The following is an 18757-nucleotide window of genomic DNA, read 5'->3' on the forward strand; positions in this document are numbered from 1 at the left end:
GGCACGCCGTCATGATCCCGGTCCGTGGCTTTGAGGGAAAGACGGTCGCCGTGTTCGGCCTGGCCCGCACGGGCCTGGCGGCGGCGCGCGCCCTCGTGGCCGGCGGCGCCAAGGTGGCGCTGTGGGACGACAAGGCCGCCACGCGTGAGGCCGCCGAGGCCGAGGGCTTCACCGTCACGGACCTGACGGTCGCCGACTGGTCGCAGTTCGCCGCCCTGATGCTGTCGCCCGGCGTGCCGCTGACGCACCCCAAGCCGCACTGGACGGTGGAGAAGGCGCGCGCCACGGGCGTCGAGATCCTGGGCGACATCGAGCTCTTCGCCCGCACCGTGAACGCCGCGCCCGAGCACAAGCGGCCCAAGGTGGTGGCGATCACCGGCACGAACGGGAAGTCCACCACCACGGCCCTGATCGGCCACATCTTCGCCGAGGCGGGCCGCGACGTGCGCGTGGGCGGCAACATCGGCACCGGCGTGCTCGCGCTGGACGACATGCACGGCGGCGCGGTCTATGTACTGGAGCTGTCGTCCTATCAGCTGGACCTGACCTCGAGCCTGAAGGCCGACGTCAGCATCATCCTGAACATCTCGCCCGACCATCTGGAACGGCACGGCGACATGGAGGGCTATGTCGCCGCCAAGCGCCGCATCCTGCGGAACCAGGGCAAGGGCGACACCGCGGTGATCGGCGTCGACGACGCCTGGGGCCAGCGGATCTGCACCGAGATCACCGCCGCCAACCGCCGCACCATCGTGCCGATCTCGGCCAGCAAGGCGATGAGCCGGGGCGTCTATGCGCTGGATGGACTCCTGTACGACGCCTCGGGCGAGCGCGCGGTCGAGGCCGCCGACCTGAAGCGGGCCCGCTCGCTGCCTGGCCGGCACAACTGGCAGAACGCGGCGGCGGCCTATGCGGCGGCCCGCGGCCTGGGCGTCTCGTCCGAGCAGGCGTCGCGCGCGCTGATGACCTTCCCGGGGCTCGCGCACCGGATGGAGACCGTGGGCGTGCTCGGCAAGGTGCGCTTCGTCAACGACAGCAAGGCCACCAACGCTGACGCCGCCCGCCAGGCGCTGTCGAGCTATCCCAAGGTCTATTGGATCGCGGGCGGGCGGGCCAAGACGGACGGCATCGCCGACCTGGCCGACCTGTTCCCGCGGGTGATCCGGGCCTACCTCGTGGGCGAGGCGACCGAGGCCTTCGCCGAAACCCTGAAGGGCAAGGCCGACACGGTGGCCTGCGGGACGATCCCCGCCGCCGCGGCCGCCGCGTTCAAGGACGCCGCCGCCAGCGGCCAGGACGCGATCGTCCTGCTGTCGCCGGCCTGCGCCTCGTTCGACCAGTTCGCCGACTTCGAACAGCGGGGCGAAGCCTTCCGGAACGCCGTCCAGGCTCTGGCGCGGGAAGGGGTGTCCTGATGACTTTGCGCGACCCCAGCGCCCCCTCCGTCAGCTTCGCTGCCACCTCCCCCATTGGCATGGGGGAGGAACTAGAGCGATCGACATGCCAGTTCCTCACCCGCTTGCGGGGGAGGGGGACCGCGAAGCGGTGGAGGGGGCGTTGCCGCCGCACAAGCAGGAGCGCGCCATGACCACCGTTCCGAATCCGCACTCCAATGCTCACGCCTTCGCCCGATCCGACCGCACGCCGCTGGGCGTCTGGTGGTGGACGGTCGACCGTTGGATGCTGGGCGTCGTCACGGTGCTGATCGCCATTGGGGTCGTCGTGGCCTTCGCCGCCAGTCCGGCGGCGGCGGCGCGGATGAATATCGGCGACCCCTTCCACTTCGCCGTGCGCCAGTGCGTGTTCGCGGTCGCGGCGATGGCGGTGCTGGTCAGCATCTCGATGCTGGACGTGAAGGGGGTCAGGCGGGCCGCCTTCGTCATCTGGCTGGCGGCCATCGCGGTGATGATCGCGCTGCCGTTCATCGGCCACAACGCCAAGGGGGCGACCCGCTGGATCGAGTTCGGCGGCTTCACCTTCCAGCCGTCGGAATACATGAAGCCGGCCCTGGTGATCCTGGTCGCCTGGATGTTCGCCGAGGGCCAGAAGGGGCAGGGCGTGCCCGGTGTCTCGATCGCCTTCGGCCTGTTCGCCGTCTCGGTAGGCCTGCTGCTGATCCAGCCCGACGTAGGCCAGACGGTGCTGATCACCGTGGCGTTTGGCGCGGCCTTCTGGATGGCGGGCGTGCCGATGAGCTGGGTGATGCTGCTGGGCGCCACCGCCGTCGCGGGGCTCAGTTCCACCTACTTCCTGTTTCCGCACGTGCAGAGCCGCGTGGACCGCTTCTTCTCGCCCGAGAAGGCCGACACCCACCAGGTCGACGCCGCGGCCATCGCCCAGGCGGCCGGGGGCGTGTTCGGCCGGGGCCCGGGCGAGGGCGTGATGAAGCGCAAGGTGCCCGACCTCCACACCGACTTCGCCTATTCGGTGGGGGCCGAGGAGTTCGGGCTGGTGTTCCAGCTGCTGCTGGTTTCGCTGTTCGCCTTCGTCGTGGTCCGCGGCCTGATGCGGGCGATGAAGCTGTCGGACCCCTTCGAGCAGATCGCGGCGGCGGGCCTTTTCGTGCTGGTGGGCCAGCAGGCGATCATCAACGTGGCCGTGAACCTCAACATGATGCCGACAAAGGGCATGACGCTGCCGTTCATCAGCTATGGGGGCTCGTCGATGCTGGCGATGGGCCTGACCATGGGTCTGGCTCTCGCGCTCACCCGCCGCCGCCCCGGCGCCTACGCGCCGAACGAGGGCCTGGCCAAGGCCGGCGCGTACAGTTGAGCGGCGCCGCCGTGTATAGGGGCCGCCATGCGTAGGATTGCGGTCGTCGCCGCCGGGGGCACCGGCGGCCATCTGTTTCCGGCCCAGGCGCTGGCCGAGGCGCTGATCGCGCGCGGCTGGGGCGTGGTGCTGGCGTCGGACGAGCGCGTGGCGGGGCTGGCGCAGGACTTCCCGGCCGAGCGCCGCATCGGCCTGTCGGCCGCCACCTTCAAGCGCGGCGACCCCATCGGGATGATGCGCGCGGGCTTCGCGATCACCCGCGGCGTTCTGCAGGCGCGCGCCGCGTTCCGGGAGGTCGCGCCCAAGGTGGTGGTGGGCTTCGGCGGCTATCCTTCGGCGCCGTCGCTGGTGGCCGCGGTGCTGGGCGGCCTGCCGACCGTGATTCACGAGCAGAACGCGGTGATGGGTCGGGCCAACCGGATGCTGGCCAGCCATGTGAAGACCGTGGCCTGCGCCTTTCCCACCCTGCAGAAGGCGCCGCCGAAGGTGGCCGCCCGCGCCATCGTGGTGGGCAACCCGGTGCGCCCGCCGATCCGGGCGCTGGCCGAGGTCGCCTACATCCCGCCCGAACCGAACGGCCCGCTGCACCTGCTGGTCACCGGCGGCAGCCAGGGCGCGCGCCTGCTGTCCGAACTGGTGCCTGAGGCGGTGAAGGCCCTGCCGGAAGACCTGCGCCGGCGCCTGACCGTCCAGCAGCAGACCCGCGCCGAGAGCATGAATACCGCGCGCCGCGCCTATCAGGACGCCCTGGTCGACGCCGAGATCGCGCCCTTCTTCCGCGACATGGCCAGCCGCCTGCGCGACGCCCACCTGGTGATCGGCCGCTCGGGCTCGGGGTCGGTCTGCGAGTTCGCGGTGGCGGGGAAGCCTGCGATCCTGGTCCCGCTGGCCATCGCCATCGACGACGACCAGGGCCAGAACGCCAAGCTGCTGGCCGACGCCGGCGGCGCCGAGATCGCCCGCGAGAGCCAGCTCACCGTCGAGAGCCTGGCCAAGGCTCTGACGGTCCTTCTCGGCAACCCCGATCGCCTGGCCCGCATGGCGGCCGCCTCCCGCTCTGTGGCGATCCCCGATGCGGCGGAGCGGTTGGCGGACGTGGTGGAGAAGACGGCGGATACGAGGTAGAACTGCGTGGGCTCTTCGGGGGCGTCCATGCGGGCACTACTATTCGCGGCGTTGCTCTTGGGCGCGCCATCTGCGGCCAACGCCTCGGTTGCCGCTGAAGTCTGCGCTCCTCTAAGATCCGAGGGCTACGCCGCCGCCATTCGGTGCATCCGGGATGTCGGACGTGCCGATTTCATGGGAGACCGCCCCGGGCTCACTTACTTCTATGATCAGCACTTCTACGAGTTGGCGCGGTTGGGCGAAGTAGCCGACCGAGAGCGCTGGACGTCTGAGAAGTTCGGAGCCGAAGCGGCGAGGCTGAATGCAAAGTTTGTGATCCTCCTACAAGGAATAGATGCGCAACAGCGCGATCGGGAGCGGAACATCGAGGCGGCTCGTCAGAGAGGTGACAAGGCGACGAGCATTCTTCGCGCGGCAATTCAGGCCTACGCCGAGAGCCTCAAAAGGCCACCGGTGGTGACCACGACGTGCAGTACGCTCGGCGGTGTGACGACCTGCACAACTCGATAGTTGGCTCAGCCCACTGACCTATTGCGAGCGCAAGCTCTCGCTACTTTCCCATCGCCGGGAAGCGTCTTAGGACTGCGGCATGACCCGACGTCCCGTCCCCTTCGAAATCGGTCCCGTGCACTTCATCGGCATCGGGGGGATCGGCATGAGCGGCATCGCCGAGATCATGATGCGCACCGGCTATACGGTGCAGGGCTCGGACGCCAAGGCCAGCGCCAACACCGAACGGCTGGAGAAGCTGGGCGCGAAGATCTTCATCGGCCAGGACCCGGCGAACGTCGAGGGCGCCTATGCGGTCGTCTATTCGACCGCGGTGAAGGCCGACAATCCCGAGATGGTGGCCGCGCGCGAGAAGCGGCTGCCCCTGGTGCGGCGGGCCGAGATGCTGGCCGAGCTGATGCGGCTGCAGTTCTCGGTCGCCGTGGGCGGCACCCATGGCAAGACCACCACCACGTCGATGATCGCCTCGCTGCTGGACGCCGGCGGACTGGATCCGACGGTGGTGAACGGCGGGATCATCAACACCTATGGCACCAACGCCAAGGTCGGGACCGGCGAGTGGATCGTGGTCGAGGCCGATGAGAGCGACGGCACGTTCCTGAAGCTGAAGTCGACGGCCGCCGTGGTCACCAACATCGACCCCGAGCACCTGGACCACTATGGCGACTTCGAAGCCGTGAAGAAGGCCTTCCGCGACTTCGTGGAGAACATCCCGTTCTACGGCTTCGCCGCCGTCTGCACCGACCACGCTGAGGTCCAGGCGATGGCGGCGCGGGTCGAGAACCGGCGGCTCGTCACCTATGGCGTCAATCCGCAGGCCGAGGTGCGGGCCGAGAACATCACCATGGGCCCCGACGGCGCCCGCTATGACGCGGTGATCCGGCCGCTCACGGGCGCCCCGATCCGCTACGCCGACCTGCACCTGCCGATGGCCGGGCACCACAACGTGCTGAACTCGCTGGCCGCCGTGGCGGTGGCGCGCGAGCTGGGCCTGGGCGAGGCGGCGATCCGGAAGGGGCTGGCCGAGTTCGGCGGCGTGCGGCGGCGCTTCACGACCACCGGCGTGGCGAACGGCGTGCGGGTGGTCGACGACTATGGCCACCACCCGGTGGAGATATCCTCGGTGCTGAAGGCCGCGCGCGCGGTCAGCCAGGGCAAGGTGATCGCGGTGGTGCAGCCGCACCGCTACAGCCGCCTGCGCGACCTGTTCGACGACTTCTGCGCCTGCTTCAACGACGCCGACACGGTGATCGTGGCCGACGTCTATGCGGCCGGCGAGCAGCCGATCGAGGGGGCCAGCAAGGACGGGCTGGTGGCGGGCCTGCGCCGCTACGGCCACCGCCGCGTGTTGCCATTGGGCAGCCCGGCCGAGCTCGCGGGGCTGATCAAGGACGAGACCGCGCCGGGCGACCTCGTCGTGCTTCTGGGCGCCGGCGACATCACCAGCTGGGCCTATGCGCTGCCCGGCGAGTTGGAAGCCCTGGCGAAGTGAGCGACTGGCGCGACGCCCTTCCGTCCGTCCGCGGCAAGCTGCTTCGGGACGAGCCGCTGGGGCCGTTCACCTGGTTCCGGGTGGGCGGGGCGGCCGAGGCGCTGTTCCTGCCGGCAGACCACGAGGATCTGCGGGATTTTCTGAAAGCCTTGCCTGCCAGCGTGCCGGTGACGGTGCTGGGCGTGGGGTCGAACGTCATCATCCGCGACGGCGGCGTGCCGGGCGTGACGATCCGGCTGGCGGGGCGTCAGTTCGCTGGCGTCTCGGCCGAGGGGACGCGGATCACCGCGGGTTCGGCGGCGCTGGACGCGGCGGTGGCGCGTGCGGCGGCGAAGGCGGGGATCGCGGGGCTGGAGTTCTATGCCGGCATCCCCGGCACGATCGGCGGCGCACTGACCATGAACGCCGGCTGCTATGGCGCGGAGACCAAGGACGTCCTGGTGTCGGCCTGGGGCTATGACCGCACCGGCGCACGGTGCGAGCTGGCGCTGGCCGACTTCGGCTACACCTACCGCCACTCCGAGGCGCCGGCCGACATCATCTGGGTCGAGGCCACCTATGAGGGCCGGACTGACGATCCCGCGGCGGTCCAGGCGCGGATCGACGAGATTACAGCGCGGCGCGAGACCACCCAGCCGATCCGCGAGAAGACCGGCGGCTCCACGTTCAAGAATCCGCCCGGGCATTCGTCGTGGAAACTCGTCGATGAGGCGGGCTGGCGCGGAAAGTTGTACGGTGGGGCCATGTTCTCGGAGCTGCACGCCAACTTCATGATCAACACCGGGACGGCGACCGCCGCCGACCTGGAGGGTCTGGGCGAGGCCGTGCGCGCCGATGTGAAGGCCAAAACCGGCATCGATCTCCACTGGGAGATCAAGCGGATCGGGACGGCGTGAGATGACGGCTGCGTCCCTCATCCTGGTGCGGCACGGCCGCCCGGCGATCGACCCGGACACGCCGCCCACCACCTGGCCGCTGTGCCCCGAGGGCCGCGCCGCCGTCGAGGCGCTGGCCGGGAAGATCGCGGGCTACCGGCCGGTGGCCGTCGTCGCGAGCCCCGAGCCCAAGGCGAAGGAGACCGCGGACATCATCGCGTCGCGCCTGGGCCTGACCGTCGGCATCGACCCCGGCCTGCACGAGCACAAGCGCCAGCACCTGTCGTTCGGGACGGAGGCGGCGTTCCGCGAGCGGATCGCCAGCATCTTCGCCTCGCCCGGGGAGGCGGTCGGCGGCATCGAGACGGCGGACGAGGCCGGCGAACGGCTGGCCCGCGCGCTGGCCCAGCACAAGGGCCGGCCCCTGGTGGCGGTGACCCACGGCACCGTGCTCAGCCTCTACGTCGCCAAGCTCCTGGGCCTCGACGCCCACGACCTCTGGCGCAACCTGCATACCCCGGACGCCTTCGTGCTGGACGCGCAGGGCGGGCTGGTGGAGCGGATTTCCTAGTTCCCTCCCTTAATGGGGAGGGACAGGCCGCTGTCCTGCCCGGATAGAGAGGTGACAGACCAGCCCGGATAGAGGGGTAACAGTTCTCGCTTTGGGGGCTGTGCGATGCCGTGGCTTGAGGCGTTCGCGATGGATCAGCGTCTTCGGTTTGTGGGTGAGTGTCTGGCGGGCGAGGCTTCGATGACGGAGCTTTGCGAAGCGTACGGGATTAGCCGGCGCGTGGGCTACAAGTGGCTGGGTCGGTATGCGGCGGAGGGTCCGGCGGGGCTGGCGGATCGCTCGCATGCGCCGTTGAGGCATGGCCGCTCGACGTCGCCGGAGTTGGCTGAGAAGATCGTGGAGTTGCGGCGGGCGCGGCCGCACTGGGGGCCGCGCAAGATCGTGGCGCGGCTGGAAGCGCTGCATCCGGACCTGGCGTGGCCTTCGCACTCGACGGCCGACGAGATCCTGCGCAAGGCGGGGCTGGTGAAGGGCCGGCGGCTTCGGCGGCGGGCGCCGGTGCGGGCTGGAGCGCTGGTGACGCCGGAGCGGCCCAATCAGGTGTGGGCGGTGGATCACAAGGGTTGGGTGCGACTGGGCGACGGGTCGCGCTGCGAGCCGCTGACGCTGGCGGACGCCTACAGCCGCTTCCTGCTGACGGTCTCGGCCGGCGGCGGGACGTCGGCGGCCGAGGCGCGGCCGGTGATGGAGCGGGCCTTCCGCACCTATGGTCTGCCGCAGGTGATCCGCTCCGACAACGGCCCGCCCTTCGCCACCGCCAGCCCCACGGGCCTCTCGGCGCTGTCGGTCTGGTGGATCAAGCTGGGCATCCAGCCCGAGCGCATCCTTCCTGGCCGGCCGCAGGAGAACGGTCGCCTGGAGCGCCTGCATCTCACCCTGCTCGAGACGCTCTCGCCGCCGGCCGCCGATCGAAAGGCTCAGGCCCGGCGCTTCGCCGCCTTCCGCGCGGAGTACAATCACGACCGGCCTCATCAGGCGCTCGACCAGCTCACCCCCGCCCGGTTCTACAGCCCCTCGCCCCGGCCCATGCCCCGCCGCCTTCCGGAGCCCGAGTACGGATCAGACCTCGCGGTCCGCAAGGTGCGCACCACCGGCGAGATCAAGTGGCGCGGCGAACTCGTCCAGATCAGCCACGCCCTCGCCGGCGAGGGCGTGGCTATCGAGGAGATCGACCACGGCTGGCGCGTCTGGTTCTACCGCCAACCCATCGGCCTCATCGATCCACACGGCCGCAAACTGTTACCTATCCAACCGGGCTAATCTGTTACCCATCATGCCGCTAGACAGCGAAGCGATCAGGGTGGGGAGGTGTTGATCATCCCCGACCTCTGAGTTCCGGCCCACACTTCCCCACCCTGGCCGCTCACGCGGCCTGTCCCTCCCCATTAAGGGAGGGAGTGAGCGCCTTCCCCGCCGGCACCAGCCGCGCGGTCGCGGTCGCCTTGGCCACCACCGTGCCGGACAGATCCATCAGGCGACCTTCCAGGAACGCGATCGTCTTCCCCGCCTGGACCACCTGGCCCTCGCCGTACAGCGGGCCGGGGCGGGCGGGCGCCAGGTAGCTGACGTGCAGCTCGATGGTGGGGGTGAACATCCTGCCCTCGGCGTAGATGAACATCGCCGGGCCCATGGTGTCGTCCAGCATGGCCGCCAGGAAGCCGCCCTGGATGTGGCCCGCCGGATTGACGAACTCGGGGCGGCCCTCGAAGCGGATGCGGATCCAGCCGTCGGCGGGCCGGGCCTCCACCACTTCCCAGCCCAGCAGCTCGGCGCAGGCCGGGCGGGGCAGGCCGTCCAGGGCGGTCGGAACGGGCATGGGATCTCCTTTTGCCCAGGCATCCTGCCGCCAGGATGCTGACAACGTGGTGGCGGCAGCGGCAGGCGGACGTGGTCTGCCGGTGATGCTGTGAGTGGCTCTTGACGGGAATCCCGTGCGATGGGACCGGCGCACATGCGCATCCTCCCTCTGATCGTCGCCGGCCTGCTGGCCGCCACCGCCGCCTCCGCCCAGGATCTCACCGCCGGCGCGATCGCCGTCCGCGACAAGGCCCTGACCGACACCCTGGCCTGGGACATCACCGAGAGCCTGACCAGCGAGGTCGGCGCCCGGATGACCGGCTCGCCCGCCATGGAGCGGGCCCGGGACTGGGCCGTGGCGAAGTTCAAGGCGCTGGGCTTCGAGAACATCAAGGTCGAGGCCTTCACGACCCCGACGTGGTCGCGCGGCGCGGAGTCCGCCGAAGTGGTGGGGCCGTGGCCGCACAAGCTGGCGATCCTGGGCCTCGGCGGTTCGTCGTCGACCCCGGCGGGCGGGATCACCGCGCCCATCGTGGTGTTCAAGACCTACCAGGCCATGCTGGACCAGCCCGTGGGGTCGCTGAACGGCAAGATCGCCGTGGTGACCCAGTCCATGGGCCGCACGCAGGACGGGTCGAGCTACGGCGCCGTCGGCGTCCAGCGACGGTCCGGGGCGCCCGAGGCGGCCAAGCGCGGTGCGGTCGGCTACCTGGTCCGCTCGCTCTCCACCGACGACACGCGGCTGCCGCACACCGGCGGCGGCGCCCCGGGCGGGATCCCCGCGGCGGCTCTGTCCCCGCCCGACGCCGAGCTGCTGGAGCGGCTGGCCGCGCGCGGCAAGCCGGTGACCGTCAAGCTGGACATGACCTCGTCCACCAACCCGGCGTCGCCGGCCTGGAACATCTCGGGCGAGATCCGCGGCTCGGAGAAGCCCGACGAGGTGATCGTGCTGGGCGGCCACCTCGACAGCTGGGATCCGGGCACGGGCGCGGTCGACGACGCGGCCGGCATCGGCATCACCACCGCCGCCGCCAAGCTGGTGGCCCAGGCGGGCAAGCCGAAGCGGACGATCCGGGTGGTCATGTGGGGCTCGGAAGAGCAGGGCGGCTCGTCCGGCGCCTATCTCGCGGCCCACAAGGCCGAGGTGGGCCAGATGATCGTGGCGGGCGAGAGCGACGGCGGCGCCGGGCGCATCTGGAGCGTCAGCACCCCGCCGGCCGCGGCGGGCCACCCAGCCATGACCGCGTTCCGCGCGGCGTTGCCCAAGATGAACGTGACGGTGAGCCGCGCGCCGCCCGTTAGCGGCGGGGCCGACATCTCGGGCCTGATCTCGGCCGGCGTGCCGTTCGTGGACTTCAACCAGGACATGAGCCGCTACTTCGACCTGCACCACGCGGCCGACGACACGCTGGACAAGATCGACCCGAAGGAGCTGGCGCAGAACACCGCGGTCTGGGCGGCCTTCCTGTACACCGTGGCCAATTCCGACGTGGACTTCCGGCCCAAGCCGGCTGCGGGGGCCGCGAAGTAGGTCGCGCGAGCCGTTGGGCTGCGGTGGCGCGTCAGCGCCGCCTAGTTTGACCACGAACCACACGAACGGAGTGGGCCACTCGCAGGCTTCGGAAGATTGGTCGCGTTCGTGTGGTTCGTGTGGTTCGTGGATAGACAATACAGCGCCTGCGGTGCGCTCGCAGCTCGACGGTGAGTGGCGCTGCAGCGGTTCTGCGCAGGGCTTGCGCCGGCTCTTGGCTTGACCCGTGGCCGCCCGTCCGTCACGGGCAGACGACTGCTTCCAGCCGCTACGAGTCGCCCATGTCGCTGCCCCTTTCAGGCCACCACGTCGCCGTCCTCATGGGCGGGTTGTCCTCCGAGCGGGAGGTCAGCCTGGTCTCGGGCCGCGAGTGCGCCGACGCGCTGGAGCGCCTGGGCGCCCGGGTGAGCCGCGTGGACGCCGGGCGCGACCTGGCTCAGGTGCTGACGGCCCTGAAGCCCGACGTCTGCTTCAACGCCCTGCACGGCGAATGGGGCGAGGACGGCTGTGTCCAGGGGGTGCTCGAGACGCTGGGGCTGCCCTACACCCACTGCGGCGTGCTGGCCTCGGCGCTGGCGATGGACAAGGCCAAGGCCAAGGCGGTGCTGGCCGCGGCAGGCGTCGTGGTGCCGGGCGGCGGGCTCTTCAACCGCTTCGATGTCGCGCGCGACCACGTCATGCCGCCGCCCTACGTCGTGAAACCCAATGCCGAGGGCTCGTCGGTGGGCGTGTTCCTGGTTTTCGACGGCGCGAATCGCCCGCCGCAGGAGGTCGTGGCCCCGTCTTGGACCTTCGGCGAGGAGGTGATGGTCGAGCCCTATATCGCCGGGATGGAGCTGGCCGTGGGCGTGATGGACGGCAAGGCCATGACCGTTACCGAGATCGTGCCGAAAACCGGCTTTTATGACTACGAGGCGAAGTACGGCGACGGCGGCTCGGAGCACATCGTGCCCGCCAGAATGCCGCCCCATGCGATTGAAAAGGCGAAGAAACTCTCCGAGCTGGCGCATGCCGCCCTAGGTTGCCGAGGGGTTACCAGGTCGGACCTTCGTTATGACGACGTTAACGATGTTTTGGTCCTCTTGGAGGTGAACACCCAGCCGGGAATGACGCCCACCTCCCTCGTTCCGGAGCAGGCGGCCGCGGGCGGGGTGGACTTCGACCGGCTGGTGCTTTGGATCACGGAGGATGCGTATGCCCGCGGCGGTGCGGGGGGAGTCGCGAGTCGCAGCGAAGCCCCGAGTAAAGACGCCCGCTAATTCGGCCCAAAGCACGCGGGGGGCTCGCGGCTCTGCGAAGGCCGAGCCGGCGGCTGCGCCGCGCCTGACGCCCCGCCACATCCTGATGATCGCCGCCGGCGTGCTGACCGCCGCGCTGGGCGTCACCCTGGCCACCGGCGGCCGGGGACAGCACATCGCCGAGGCCGTGGGCCACGGGATCGACGGCAAGTTCGGCGACGCCGGCTTCCGCCTCGCCGCCGTCCACGTCCAGGGCGCCTCGGCCATGGCCACCCCTGACATCATCGCCGCCGCCGGCGTCCACAAGGACGACCCGCTGATGGGCATGGATCTGGAAGCTTTGCGCCAGCGCGTGCAGGCCGTGGGCTGGGTCAAGGAAGCCCGCGTGGTCCGTCTGCTGCCCGACACCCTGGTCATCGCCGTGGAAGAGCGCCGCCAACTGGCCGTGTGGCAGCACAACGGCAAGAGCGTCGTGATCGACGACCATGGCGAGGTGATCCGCGAGGCCGACCCCGCGCGGTTCGCCACGCTGCCGCTGGTGGTGGGCGCGGGCGGCGCCCAGCACGCCGGCGAGATTCTCCCCACCCTGGTCCAGCGTCCCAAGCTGATGGCGCGCCTGGAGGCCCTGGTGCGGGTCGACGACCGCCGCTGGGATCTTCGCCTGAAGGACGGCGCCCTGATCCAGCTCCCGGCCGTCGAAGAAGAGCAGGCGCTGATGCAGCTGGAGCAGCTGGACCTGCGCTCGCGCATCCTCGATCTCGGCTTCGAGCGCATCGACCTGCGCAATCCCGATGTCGTGGCCGTCCGGCCGCGCCCGCCCGCACCGCCCACCGTCGCCACCGCGCCTGCTCCGCCCCCGGCGGAGGGTGCGTAACGAGACCGAACGCATGTCGATGACCGCCGAACGCCCGCCGAAAGCCAAGTCCGTGGAAAAGACCGGCAAGAAGGACAGCCGAGACGGCCTGAAGGCCGCACTGGCCCCGCCGAAGGTTGTGGCCGCGGTCGACCTGGGCGCGTCGAAGGTGGCCTGCTTCATCATGAAGCCCGACGGCGTGCGCCGCGGGGACCGCACGCTGACCACCTGCGGCGTCGGCTATGTCCAGTCGCGCGGCGTGCGCGGGGGCGCGATCGTCAATCTCGACGAAGCCTCCGACGCCATCGCCCAGGCGGTCGAGCGGGCCGAGAACGTGGCCGGCGTGAACGTCCAGGGCGTCACCATCTCCACCGCCGGCGGGATGCTCAGCTCGTCGCGGGTCCACGGCCGGGTGTCCATCGGCGCCCGCCCGATCAGCGACAACGACCTCATTCGCGCGATCCAGAACGCCCTGGCCCAGATCAAGCTGCCGGGCCGCCGCGCCATCCACATCCTGCCCATCGCCTGGGCCGTGGACGGGCAGGGCGGGGTGCGCGATCCGCGCGCCATGTTCGGCAAGACCCTGGGTGTCGAGCTGTTGGTCGTGTCGGTCGCCGAGACGGTCTTCAACACCCTGGGGGCCTGCGTCGAGCGCGCCCACCTGCAGCTGGAGGGCGTGGTCGCCGCGCCGTTCGTCTCGGCCCTGGCGGCCCTGGAAGAGGACGAACTCGACCTCGGCAGCGTCTGCATCGACATGGGCGGCGGCTCGACCTCGGCCTCGGTGTTTCGCGGCGGCTCGCTGGTGCATGTCGAGACGGTGCCGGTGGGCGGTCAGCACGTGACCCAGGACATCGCCCGCGGCCTATCGACGTCCATCGCCGGCGCCGAGCGCATCAAGACCCTGCATGGCAGCGCCATCGCCTCGGCCAACGAGGACCGCGAGATGATCGAAGCCCCGCCGCGCGGCGACGATCCCGGCGCGGGCCCGGTCGTGGCGCCCCGCAGCCTGCTCAAGGGCATCATCGCGCCGCGCGTGGAAGAGACCCTTGAACTGCTGCGCGACCGCCTGAAGTCGGCCGGCGCGCCCATCGAGCCGGGCGCGGGCCTGGTGCTGACGGGCGGCGCCAGCCAACTGGCCGGGGTGCGCGAGGTAGCTGTCCGGGTGTTCGACCGACCGGTGCGACTGGGCCGTCCGCGCCGCGTGCCGCACCTGGCCGACGCCGCCTCGGGCCCGGCTTTCACCGCCGCCGCCGGCATCCTCCACCGCTCGGCCTTCGGCCCGCGGGAGGCGGTCTCGACCAAGCAGCTCTCGTCCTCGAAGCTGCGCCGCGAGCCCCTGGACCCCACCGCCAACCCGTTCGCCAAGGCGGCGGTCTGGCTGCGGGACAACCTGTAGGAGCCTCTTCCACTCCCACCACGTGGGAAAGGAAGCCTCAGTCCACGTCGATGAAGACCGGGTTGGCGTAGAACCACAGGTCGGACCACGGGTCTTCGCCCAGCGGGTCGTGCTGGGGCTCCAGCTCGTCGGCGCGGTTGGTGCCGCGCAGGCGAAGGTACGTGGGCTCGGTGACGTTCCGGATCGTCCAGGCGATGGAGATGCGTTCGCCGTCACGGACCCAGTCGCGGGGCGTGAAGCGCTTCTCGACGCGGGCGCGGGGGTTGCTGTCGGTCGTGCGGTCGGCGACGCGGGGGCCAATCTCGCTGCGGATCAGGTCGACGCGCGCCACCTCGGGGGTCTGGCCGCCGAAGTTGGCGCCCGCGGGATCACGCAAGCGGATCACGACGGTGACGTCCGAGCCTTCGGCCACCTTGAGCCGTTCGCCGATCTCGGCGCGGCGACGTCCGTCGGGCGTCTGGACGACCACGTCGAGTTCCGAGACCAGGTCGCCCAGCGTCGTGAACACCCGGCCGTTGCGCAGGCCGTCCAGCACGTCGTCGTAGGTCCGAGCCGCCTTCACATAGGTCTTGGAATACTCGCCCGGCCAGAAGTCGTGGCCGCCCTCGGTGTAGTGGCGGTGCGAGTCCGAGGTGGAGGTCACCCACCAGCGCCGGCCCTCGCCCAGCATGGAATCCCAGAAACCACCCAGGCGGGCCGTCATCTGGTCGTAGCCGCCCATCGTCGGGAAGCCGTTGTCATAGCCGCCACGCGCGCCGTCGGCCTTGCGCGAGCCGTCGCGCTGCAGGGCCTCGGCCTGATGCCCCGGGGCGCCCTCCATGCCGACCGAGACCTGCGGCGCCGTATCGTTCCAGTTGCGCAGTTCCTGCGGCGACAGGAGGCCGTACTGACCGTCACCCTTCGCGGTGCGGGCCGGGTGGTTGGCGATCACCACCGGCCGGTCGGCCAGGGCGTCCATGTGCTTCAGCGCCGCGATCATGTGCCCCTCGGTGCTGCGCGCCGGGTCGGCGGGCCAGGCTTCCGAGCGGTCGTAACCCTTCTCGATCCCGAACAGCGCGTCGCGCTCGGCGGGCGTGCGCGGAATGATGATGCTGGCGTGTTCGGCGGCCGGAACGTTCAGCTCCATGCCGTAGAACACCAGCACGTTGGGGTTCTCCCGCCGCGCCTGCAGCACCTCGGGATAGGCCTGCTCGCGGTTGAACTGCGAATGGTTCGGACCGCCGTGGTCGGTGGAGACCATCCACGACAGACCGAAGCCAGCGCCCTTGCGGACGTTGGTGGTGATGGGATTGCTGGCGTCGCCCGCCTTGATCGGCGTCGGCGGCGACTTGCCGTCGGCCGAGGGCTTCCAGCTGGCGCTGTACCAGCTGTGGACGTGGTGATCGCCGGCCAGCCAGCGACGCGAGGCCGGATCGACCTTGGCCGCCTTCGCCGAGGCCGGGGCCACCGGCTCGACGTCGTGCCCGGGGTGGGCGAGGGCCGGGGCGGGGCCGCCGCCGGTGAGGGCGGCGGCGGCGAGGAACGAGACGCCCAGGCGACGCGACATGTGTGAGGGCCTTAGAAAGTGAAGTTCACGCCGGCGATGAAGCGACGACCGAACCGCTCCCACTCGATGGGATAGGCCGCGCTGTCGCCGTAGCGACGGCCGGGATCGTTGGTCAGGTTGGCGGCGTCGAAGGTCAACTCGAAATTGTCGTTGATCCGGTAACGGATCGACAGGTCGAGCTCCTCGTCGTCGTTCCAGTAGATATCGCCGTTGGTGACCGGCACGGTTTTGCCGTTGAGCACCTGGTAGTCGCCGACCGACTGGCCCCATTCGGTGCGGAACTGGTAGGCCAGCCGCGCCGAGAGGCCATAGCGCTCGTAGTAGAGCGAGATGTTGTAGGCCACGTCCGAGGCGCCGATCACGGGGATCTTGCGCTTCGGCACGCCGCCCACGCTCGGGACGTTGAACTCGCTGTCGTTGAGGGTGAGGTTGGCCTGGATGCCGAAGCCCTTCACCCAGTCAGGCGCGCTGCTGTCTTCCAGGAACGGTTCGATCGACTGGGCGATGGCGGCCTCGGCGCCCAGGATATGGCCCGTGCCGCCGTTGCGCAGGGTGCTGAGCGTATAGCCCGAGCGATCCACGCCACCGAAGTTCAGGATATCGCGGCCGAAGACGCCGGATTGGCTGAACAACGCGTCCTTGATGTCCTTGTAGTAGACGCCCGCCGACAGATATCCGCCCGAGGCCATGTACCACTCGTAGTACGCATCGACGCCGTAGGCGCGCTCGGGCTTGGCGTCGGGGTTGCCGCCCGAGATGGTCTGGGTGGAGTCGTTGGCCACGAGGTTGGGGCGCAGCTCGTCGAAGTCGGGCCGCGCGGCGCCCGACGTGAAGCCGACGCGGACCTTCATCTCGTCGTTGAGGTCCCAGTTGATGTGGGCGCTCGGGAACACCAGGACGCTGTCATTGCTCGCCGACACCAGCACCGTCGTCGCACCTACGCCGCCGAAGGCGCTGCCGGTGTTCTTGATGCGCTCGATGCGGGCGCCGGCGACGATGTTGCCCCAGTCCTGGGTCCAGGTGCCCATGGCGTAGCCGGCGAAGATTTCTTCCTGCACCCGGAAGTAGTTGGCGTTGGTGTTCTGGCGGACGAGAACCCCGGCCTTGAGCAGGTCGCTGGCGCGCTTGTCGACGGCGTCCTTCGAGAAATAGTTGAAGTCGTAGCCCAGCTTCAGTTCCGCCTGGTAGGGCTTGAGATTGCGGATCTGGTCGAAGTTGAAGGTCTGACCGGCGGCCGTGATCTGGGCGAGAGTCGCCGCGTAGACCTTTTCCTCGTGCTTCTTGGTGCGCGCGCCGTAGAGGCCGCCGAACTTCAGCTTGAAAGGCGCGTCGAACATTTCGAATTCGCGCTCGGCGTCGAACTTGGCCGTGTAGGCGAAGGTCGGATCGCCGCCGTCCGTGGTCGAGATGGCGGCGGCGGTGCCCGTGACCGGCGGCAGCAGGAAGCCGTCTATGGACTGTACCGCGGCGCCCTTCGACCGGACTGCCGTGGCGCCGGTGCCGGTCACCACCGTGCGGAACAGCCGGACGGTGTTGTTGTCGCGATCGGTGAAGTCATAGTCCACCGTGGGCCGGTCGGTGGTCGCGGTGGGGCTGGCGAAGTTGGTCCGCGCCGGCGCGTCCTGGCCGTCCTCAGCCTGGGTGTAGTTGAGCTTCCACGTCACGTCCCAGTCGTTCCACCGGTGCTTGCCGCCGACGGTGTTGGTCCAGGTGTATTCCTTGGTCTCGAGAGAGTTGAAATTGGCGGTGATCTGCGTGCCGTAGACGGTGCCCTTCTGCGGCGTATTGCCGTTGCAGATGTCGGCGAAACCGCTCGTGGTCTGCGGCGCGACGACGGCCGGGCACGCGGTGGCGGCCGTGGTGGTCGCGCCGTTGTCCATCCGGAAGATGTAGTTCGAGCGCAGCTCCTCATCGATGTACGCGGTGTAGATCGAGCTGAACTCGACCTTGTTGTTCTCGTCGAACTCGTACTCCACCTTGAAGACGCCGCCGACGTTCTCGCGGGTCAGTCGATAGGCCTTGTTCTCGAACTCCCGCGCCCAGCGGCGGTCTTCGTTTCCGGGGCGCGCGTCGCGGCCGTTGCCGGCGGTCTGGTAGGGGTCGGTCTCCCAGTTATCGGTGACCATGTTGCGGTGGTAGAATGAGCCCAGCGCCAGCACCCCGAGACGGTCATCGAGGAAGCGGTCGGACACCACGAGCGAGACGTCCGACTCCTCGCCGCCGCCCAGTTCCACATAGCCCAGGGCCGCCTTGCCGGCGACGAACAGGCCCGAGCGGTCGAAGGCGCTGCGGGTGCGGATATCGACGTTGCCGGCGATGGTCTCACCCGGCATGTCGGGGGTCACCGCCTTGGTGACGATGATCTGGCTGGCCAGGGCCGAGGGAATGTTGTCGAAGCGCGACTGGCGGCCTTCAGGGCTCACGATGGTCAGGCCGTCGAAGGACACGGTCGTCCAGTTGATCTTGGCGCCGCGCAGGTTGACGTAGCGGGCTTGGCCCTGGTCGCGCTCCACGGCGACGCCCGGCAGGCGGCCGATGGCGAAGGCGATGTTCTGGTCAGGCAGGCGGCCCACCGCGTCGGCGGCGATGACGCTGACCAGCGAGGGCGACTCTTTCTGGATCTGCAGGGCGGCCGCCTGAGACTCGGCGATGGGGCGGCCGGTGACCACCACTTCCTCGACCGAAGGCGCCGCGGCGTCGTCGGCGGCGAACGCCGCACCGGCGCTGAGCACGGCGACCAGCGCGACACCTGTCATGAGAGACGTCCGGGTGATGTTCTTGATCTGTTGCATGTCGTGGCCCCCTTAGCCGGGCTCGGGCTTTAGTCAGGGACCACGACGGCGCGGCGACAGTATTAGGACAGACTGACGACACTCGAGGCGGGTGTTGCCGCGCGAACACAGTCCTTCCGACGCGCCCCTTCCGCCTGAAGATTGTGAGTTGCCTGGACGTCTCCATCCGCGGTGGGTCGCGGGACCCGAGGCGCCTAATAACTACTCACATTTGCGAGCTTCGATTGTCGCCAAGGCGCGTGAATTCCTCGCTCGACTT

The 18757-nt window shown here is 69.7% G+C and carries 15 protein-coding genes; 12 read left to right on the top strand and 3 right to left on the bottom strand.

The features are described from left to right. The first annotated feature begins 11 nt into the window (after positions 1-11). The 8 genes from murD to ACQ66R_RS21095 all read left to right on the top strand — a co-directional run bounded on the left by murD (position 12) and on the right by ACQ66R_RS21095 (position 8605). Positions 12-1415, top strand: a complete 1404-nt coding sequence (gene murD, locus ACQ66R_RS21060) for a UDP-N-acetylmuramoyl-L-alanine--D-glutamate ligase (RefSeq protein ID WP_430425238.1) — start codon at positions 12-14, stop codon at positions 1413-1415. A gap of 169 nt (positions 1416-1584) precedes the next feature. After that, entirely contained in the window at positions 1585-2772 is a 1188-nt protein-coding gene (locus tag ACQ66R_RS21065) for a peptidoglycan glycosyltransferase FtsW (protein WP_430425240.1), read from the top strand. 27 nt (positions 2773-2799) lie between these two features. After that, positions 2800-3897: an undecaprenyldiphospho-muramoylpentapeptide beta-N-acetylglucosaminyltransferase gene (gene murG / locus ACQ66R_RS21070; protein WP_430425242.1), complete on the top strand. Its 1098-nt coding sequence runs from the start codon at positions 2800-2802 to the stop codon at positions 3895-3897. Positions 3898-3924: 27 nt separating this feature from the next. Next, positions 3925-4407 carry a hypothetical protein gene (locus ACQ66R_RS21075; RefSeq protein WP_430425244.1) on the top strand — a complete coding sequence of 161 codons (483 nt, stop codon included), beginning with the start codon at positions 3925-3927 and terminating at the stop codon, positions 4405-4407. 79 nt (positions 4408-4486) lie between these two features. Then, complete coding sequence (gene murC / locus ACQ66R_RS21080; protein ID WP_430425246.1) at positions 4487-5899, top strand: UDP-N-acetylmuramate--L-alanine ligase; 1413 nt, start codon at positions 4487-4489, stop codon at positions 5897-5899. Further along, positions 5896-6795, top strand: coding sequence for a UDP-N-acetylmuramate dehydrogenase (murB, locus tag ACQ66R_RS21085; RefSeq protein ID WP_430425248.1), 900 nt, complete (start codon positions 5896-5898; stop codon positions 6793-6795). The genes murC and murB overlap by 4 nt, the downstream gene beginning before the upstream one ends. A gap of 1 nt (position 6796) precedes the next feature. Then, entirely contained in the window at positions 6797-7345 is a 549-nt protein-coding gene (locus ACQ66R_RS21090) for a histidine phosphatase family protein (RefSeq protein WP_430425250.1), read from the top strand. A 129-nt stretch (positions 7346-7474) separates the two neighbouring features. Continuing rightward, a complete protein-coding gene (locus ACQ66R_RS21095) occupies positions 7475-8605 on the top strand; it encodes a helix-turn-helix domain-containing protein (protein ID WP_430421526.1) in 1131 nt (376 codons plus the stop codon). Positions 8606-8708: 103 nt separating this feature from the next. Here the strand turns inward: ACQ66R_RS21095 and ACQ66R_RS21100 are convergent, their stop codons facing one another. Next, positions 8709-9161 (bottom strand): PaaI family thioesterase, encoded by a 453-nt coding sequence (locus ACQ66R_RS21100; RefSeq protein WP_430425252.1) that lies wholly within the window; start codon positions 9159-9161, stop codon positions 8709-8711. A 135-nt stretch (positions 9162-9296) separates the two neighbouring features. Between ACQ66R_RS21100 and ACQ66R_RS21105 the strand changes: the two genes are divergently transcribed. From ACQ66R_RS21105 to ftsA, 4 genes are all read left to right on the top strand, one after another. Next, on the top strand, positions 9297-10673 hold the full coding sequence (locus tag ACQ66R_RS21105) for a M20/M25/M40 family metallo-hydrolase (RefSeq protein WP_430425254.1): 1377 nt from the start codon (positions 9297-9299) through the stop codon (positions 10671-10673). A gap of 281 nt (positions 10674-10954) precedes the next feature. After that, the gene (locus tag ACQ66R_RS21110) at positions 10955-11932 is read left to right on the top strand and encodes a D-alanine--D-alanine ligase (protein ID WP_430425256.1); all 978 of its coding nucleotides are present in this window, start codon (positions 10955-10957) and stop codon (positions 11930-11932) included. Continuing rightward, positions 11868-12785, top strand: coding sequence for a cell division protein FtsQ/DivIB (locus ACQ66R_RS21115; protein WP_430426370.1), 918 nt, complete (start codon positions 11868-11870; stop codon positions 12783-12785). The genes ACQ66R_RS21110 and ACQ66R_RS21115 overlap by 65 nt, the downstream gene beginning before the upstream one ends. 19 nt (positions 12786-12804) lie before the next feature. Continuing rightward, positions 12805-14160 (top strand): cell division protein FtsA, encoded by a 1356-nt coding sequence (gene ftsA, locus ACQ66R_RS21120; RefSeq protein ID WP_430426372.1) that lies wholly within the window; start codon positions 12805-12807, stop codon positions 14158-14160. A gap of 37 nt (positions 14161-14197) precedes the next feature. Here ftsA and ACQ66R_RS21125 read toward each other — a convergent pair whose 3' ends face one another. Beyond that, positions 14198-15706 (bottom strand): phosphoesterase, encoded by a 1509-nt coding sequence (locus ACQ66R_RS21125; protein WP_430425258.1) that lies wholly within the window; start codon positions 15704-15706, stop codon positions 14198-14200. Between the two features lie 11 nt (positions 15707-15717). Then, positions 15718-18498 carry a TonB-dependent receptor gene (locus tag ACQ66R_RS21130; RefSeq protein WP_430425260.1) on the bottom strand — a complete coding sequence of 927 codons (2781 nt, stop codon included), beginning with the start codon at positions 18496-18498 and terminating at the stop codon, positions 15718-15720. Between the last annotated feature and the right edge of the window lie 259 nt (positions 18499-18757).

This window comes from Phenylobacterium sp. (assembly GCF_965284355.1).
GTDB lineage: Bacteria > Pseudomonadota > Alphaproteobacteria > Caulobacterales > Caulobacteraceae > Phenylobacterium.

Excerpts from the sequence above, each read along its gene's own strand:
- murD (WP_430425238.1), top strand. The coding sequence starts at position 12 with ATGATCCCGGTCCGTGGCTTTGAGGGAAAGACGGTCGCCGTGTTCGGC.
- ACQ66R_RS21065 (WP_430425240.1), top strand. The coding sequence starts at position 1,585 with ATGACCACCGTTCCGAATCCGCACTCCAATGCTCACGCCTTCGCCCGA.
- murG (WP_430425242.1), top strand. The coding sequence starts at position 2,800 with ATGCGTAGGATTGCGGTCGTCGCCGCCGGGGGCACCGGCGGCCATCTG.
- ACQ66R_RS21075 (WP_430425244.1), top strand. The coding sequence starts at position 3,925 with ATGCGGGCACTACTATTCGCGGCGTTGCTCTTGGGCGCGCCATCTGCG.
- murC (WP_430425246.1), top strand. The coding sequence starts at position 4,487 with ATGACCCGACGTCCCGTCCCCTTCGAAATCGGTCCCGTGCACTTCATC.
- ACQ66R_RS21090 (WP_430425250.1), top strand. The coding sequence starts at position 6,797 with ATGACGGCTGCGTCCCTCATCCTGGTGCGGCACGGCCGCCCGGCGATC.
- ACQ66R_RS21095 (WP_430421526.1), top strand. The coding sequence starts at position 7,475 with ATGGATCAGCGTCTTCGGTTTGTGGGTGAGTGTCTGGCGGGCGAGGCT.
- ACQ66R_RS21100 (WP_430425252.1), bottom strand. The coding sequence starts at position 9,161 with ATGCCCGTTCCGACCGCCCTGGACGGCCTGCCCCGCCCGGCCTGCGCC.
- ACQ66R_RS21105 (WP_430425254.1), top strand. The coding sequence starts at position 9,297 with ATGCGCATCCTCCCTCTGATCGTCGCCGGCCTGCTGGCCGCCACCGCC.
- ACQ66R_RS21110 (WP_430425256.1), top strand. The coding sequence starts at position 10,955 with ATGTCGCTGCCCCTTTCAGGCCACCACGTCGCCGTCCTCATGGGCGGG.
- ACQ66R_RS21115 (WP_430426370.1), top strand. The coding sequence starts at position 11,868 with ATGCCCGCGGCGGTGCGGGGGGAGTCGCGAGTCGCAGCGAAGCCCCGA.
- ftsA (WP_430426372.1), top strand. The coding sequence starts at position 12,805 with ATGACCGCCGAACGCCCGCCGAAAGCCAAGTCCGTGGAAAAGACCGGC.
- ACQ66R_RS21125 (WP_430425258.1), bottom strand. The coding sequence starts at position 15,706 with ATGTCGCGTCGCCTGGGCGTCTCGTTCCTCGCCGCCGCCGCCCTCACC.
- ACQ66R_RS21130 (WP_430425260.1), bottom strand. The coding sequence starts at position 18,498 with ATGCAACAGATCAAGAACATCACCCGGACGTCTCTCATGACAGGTGTC.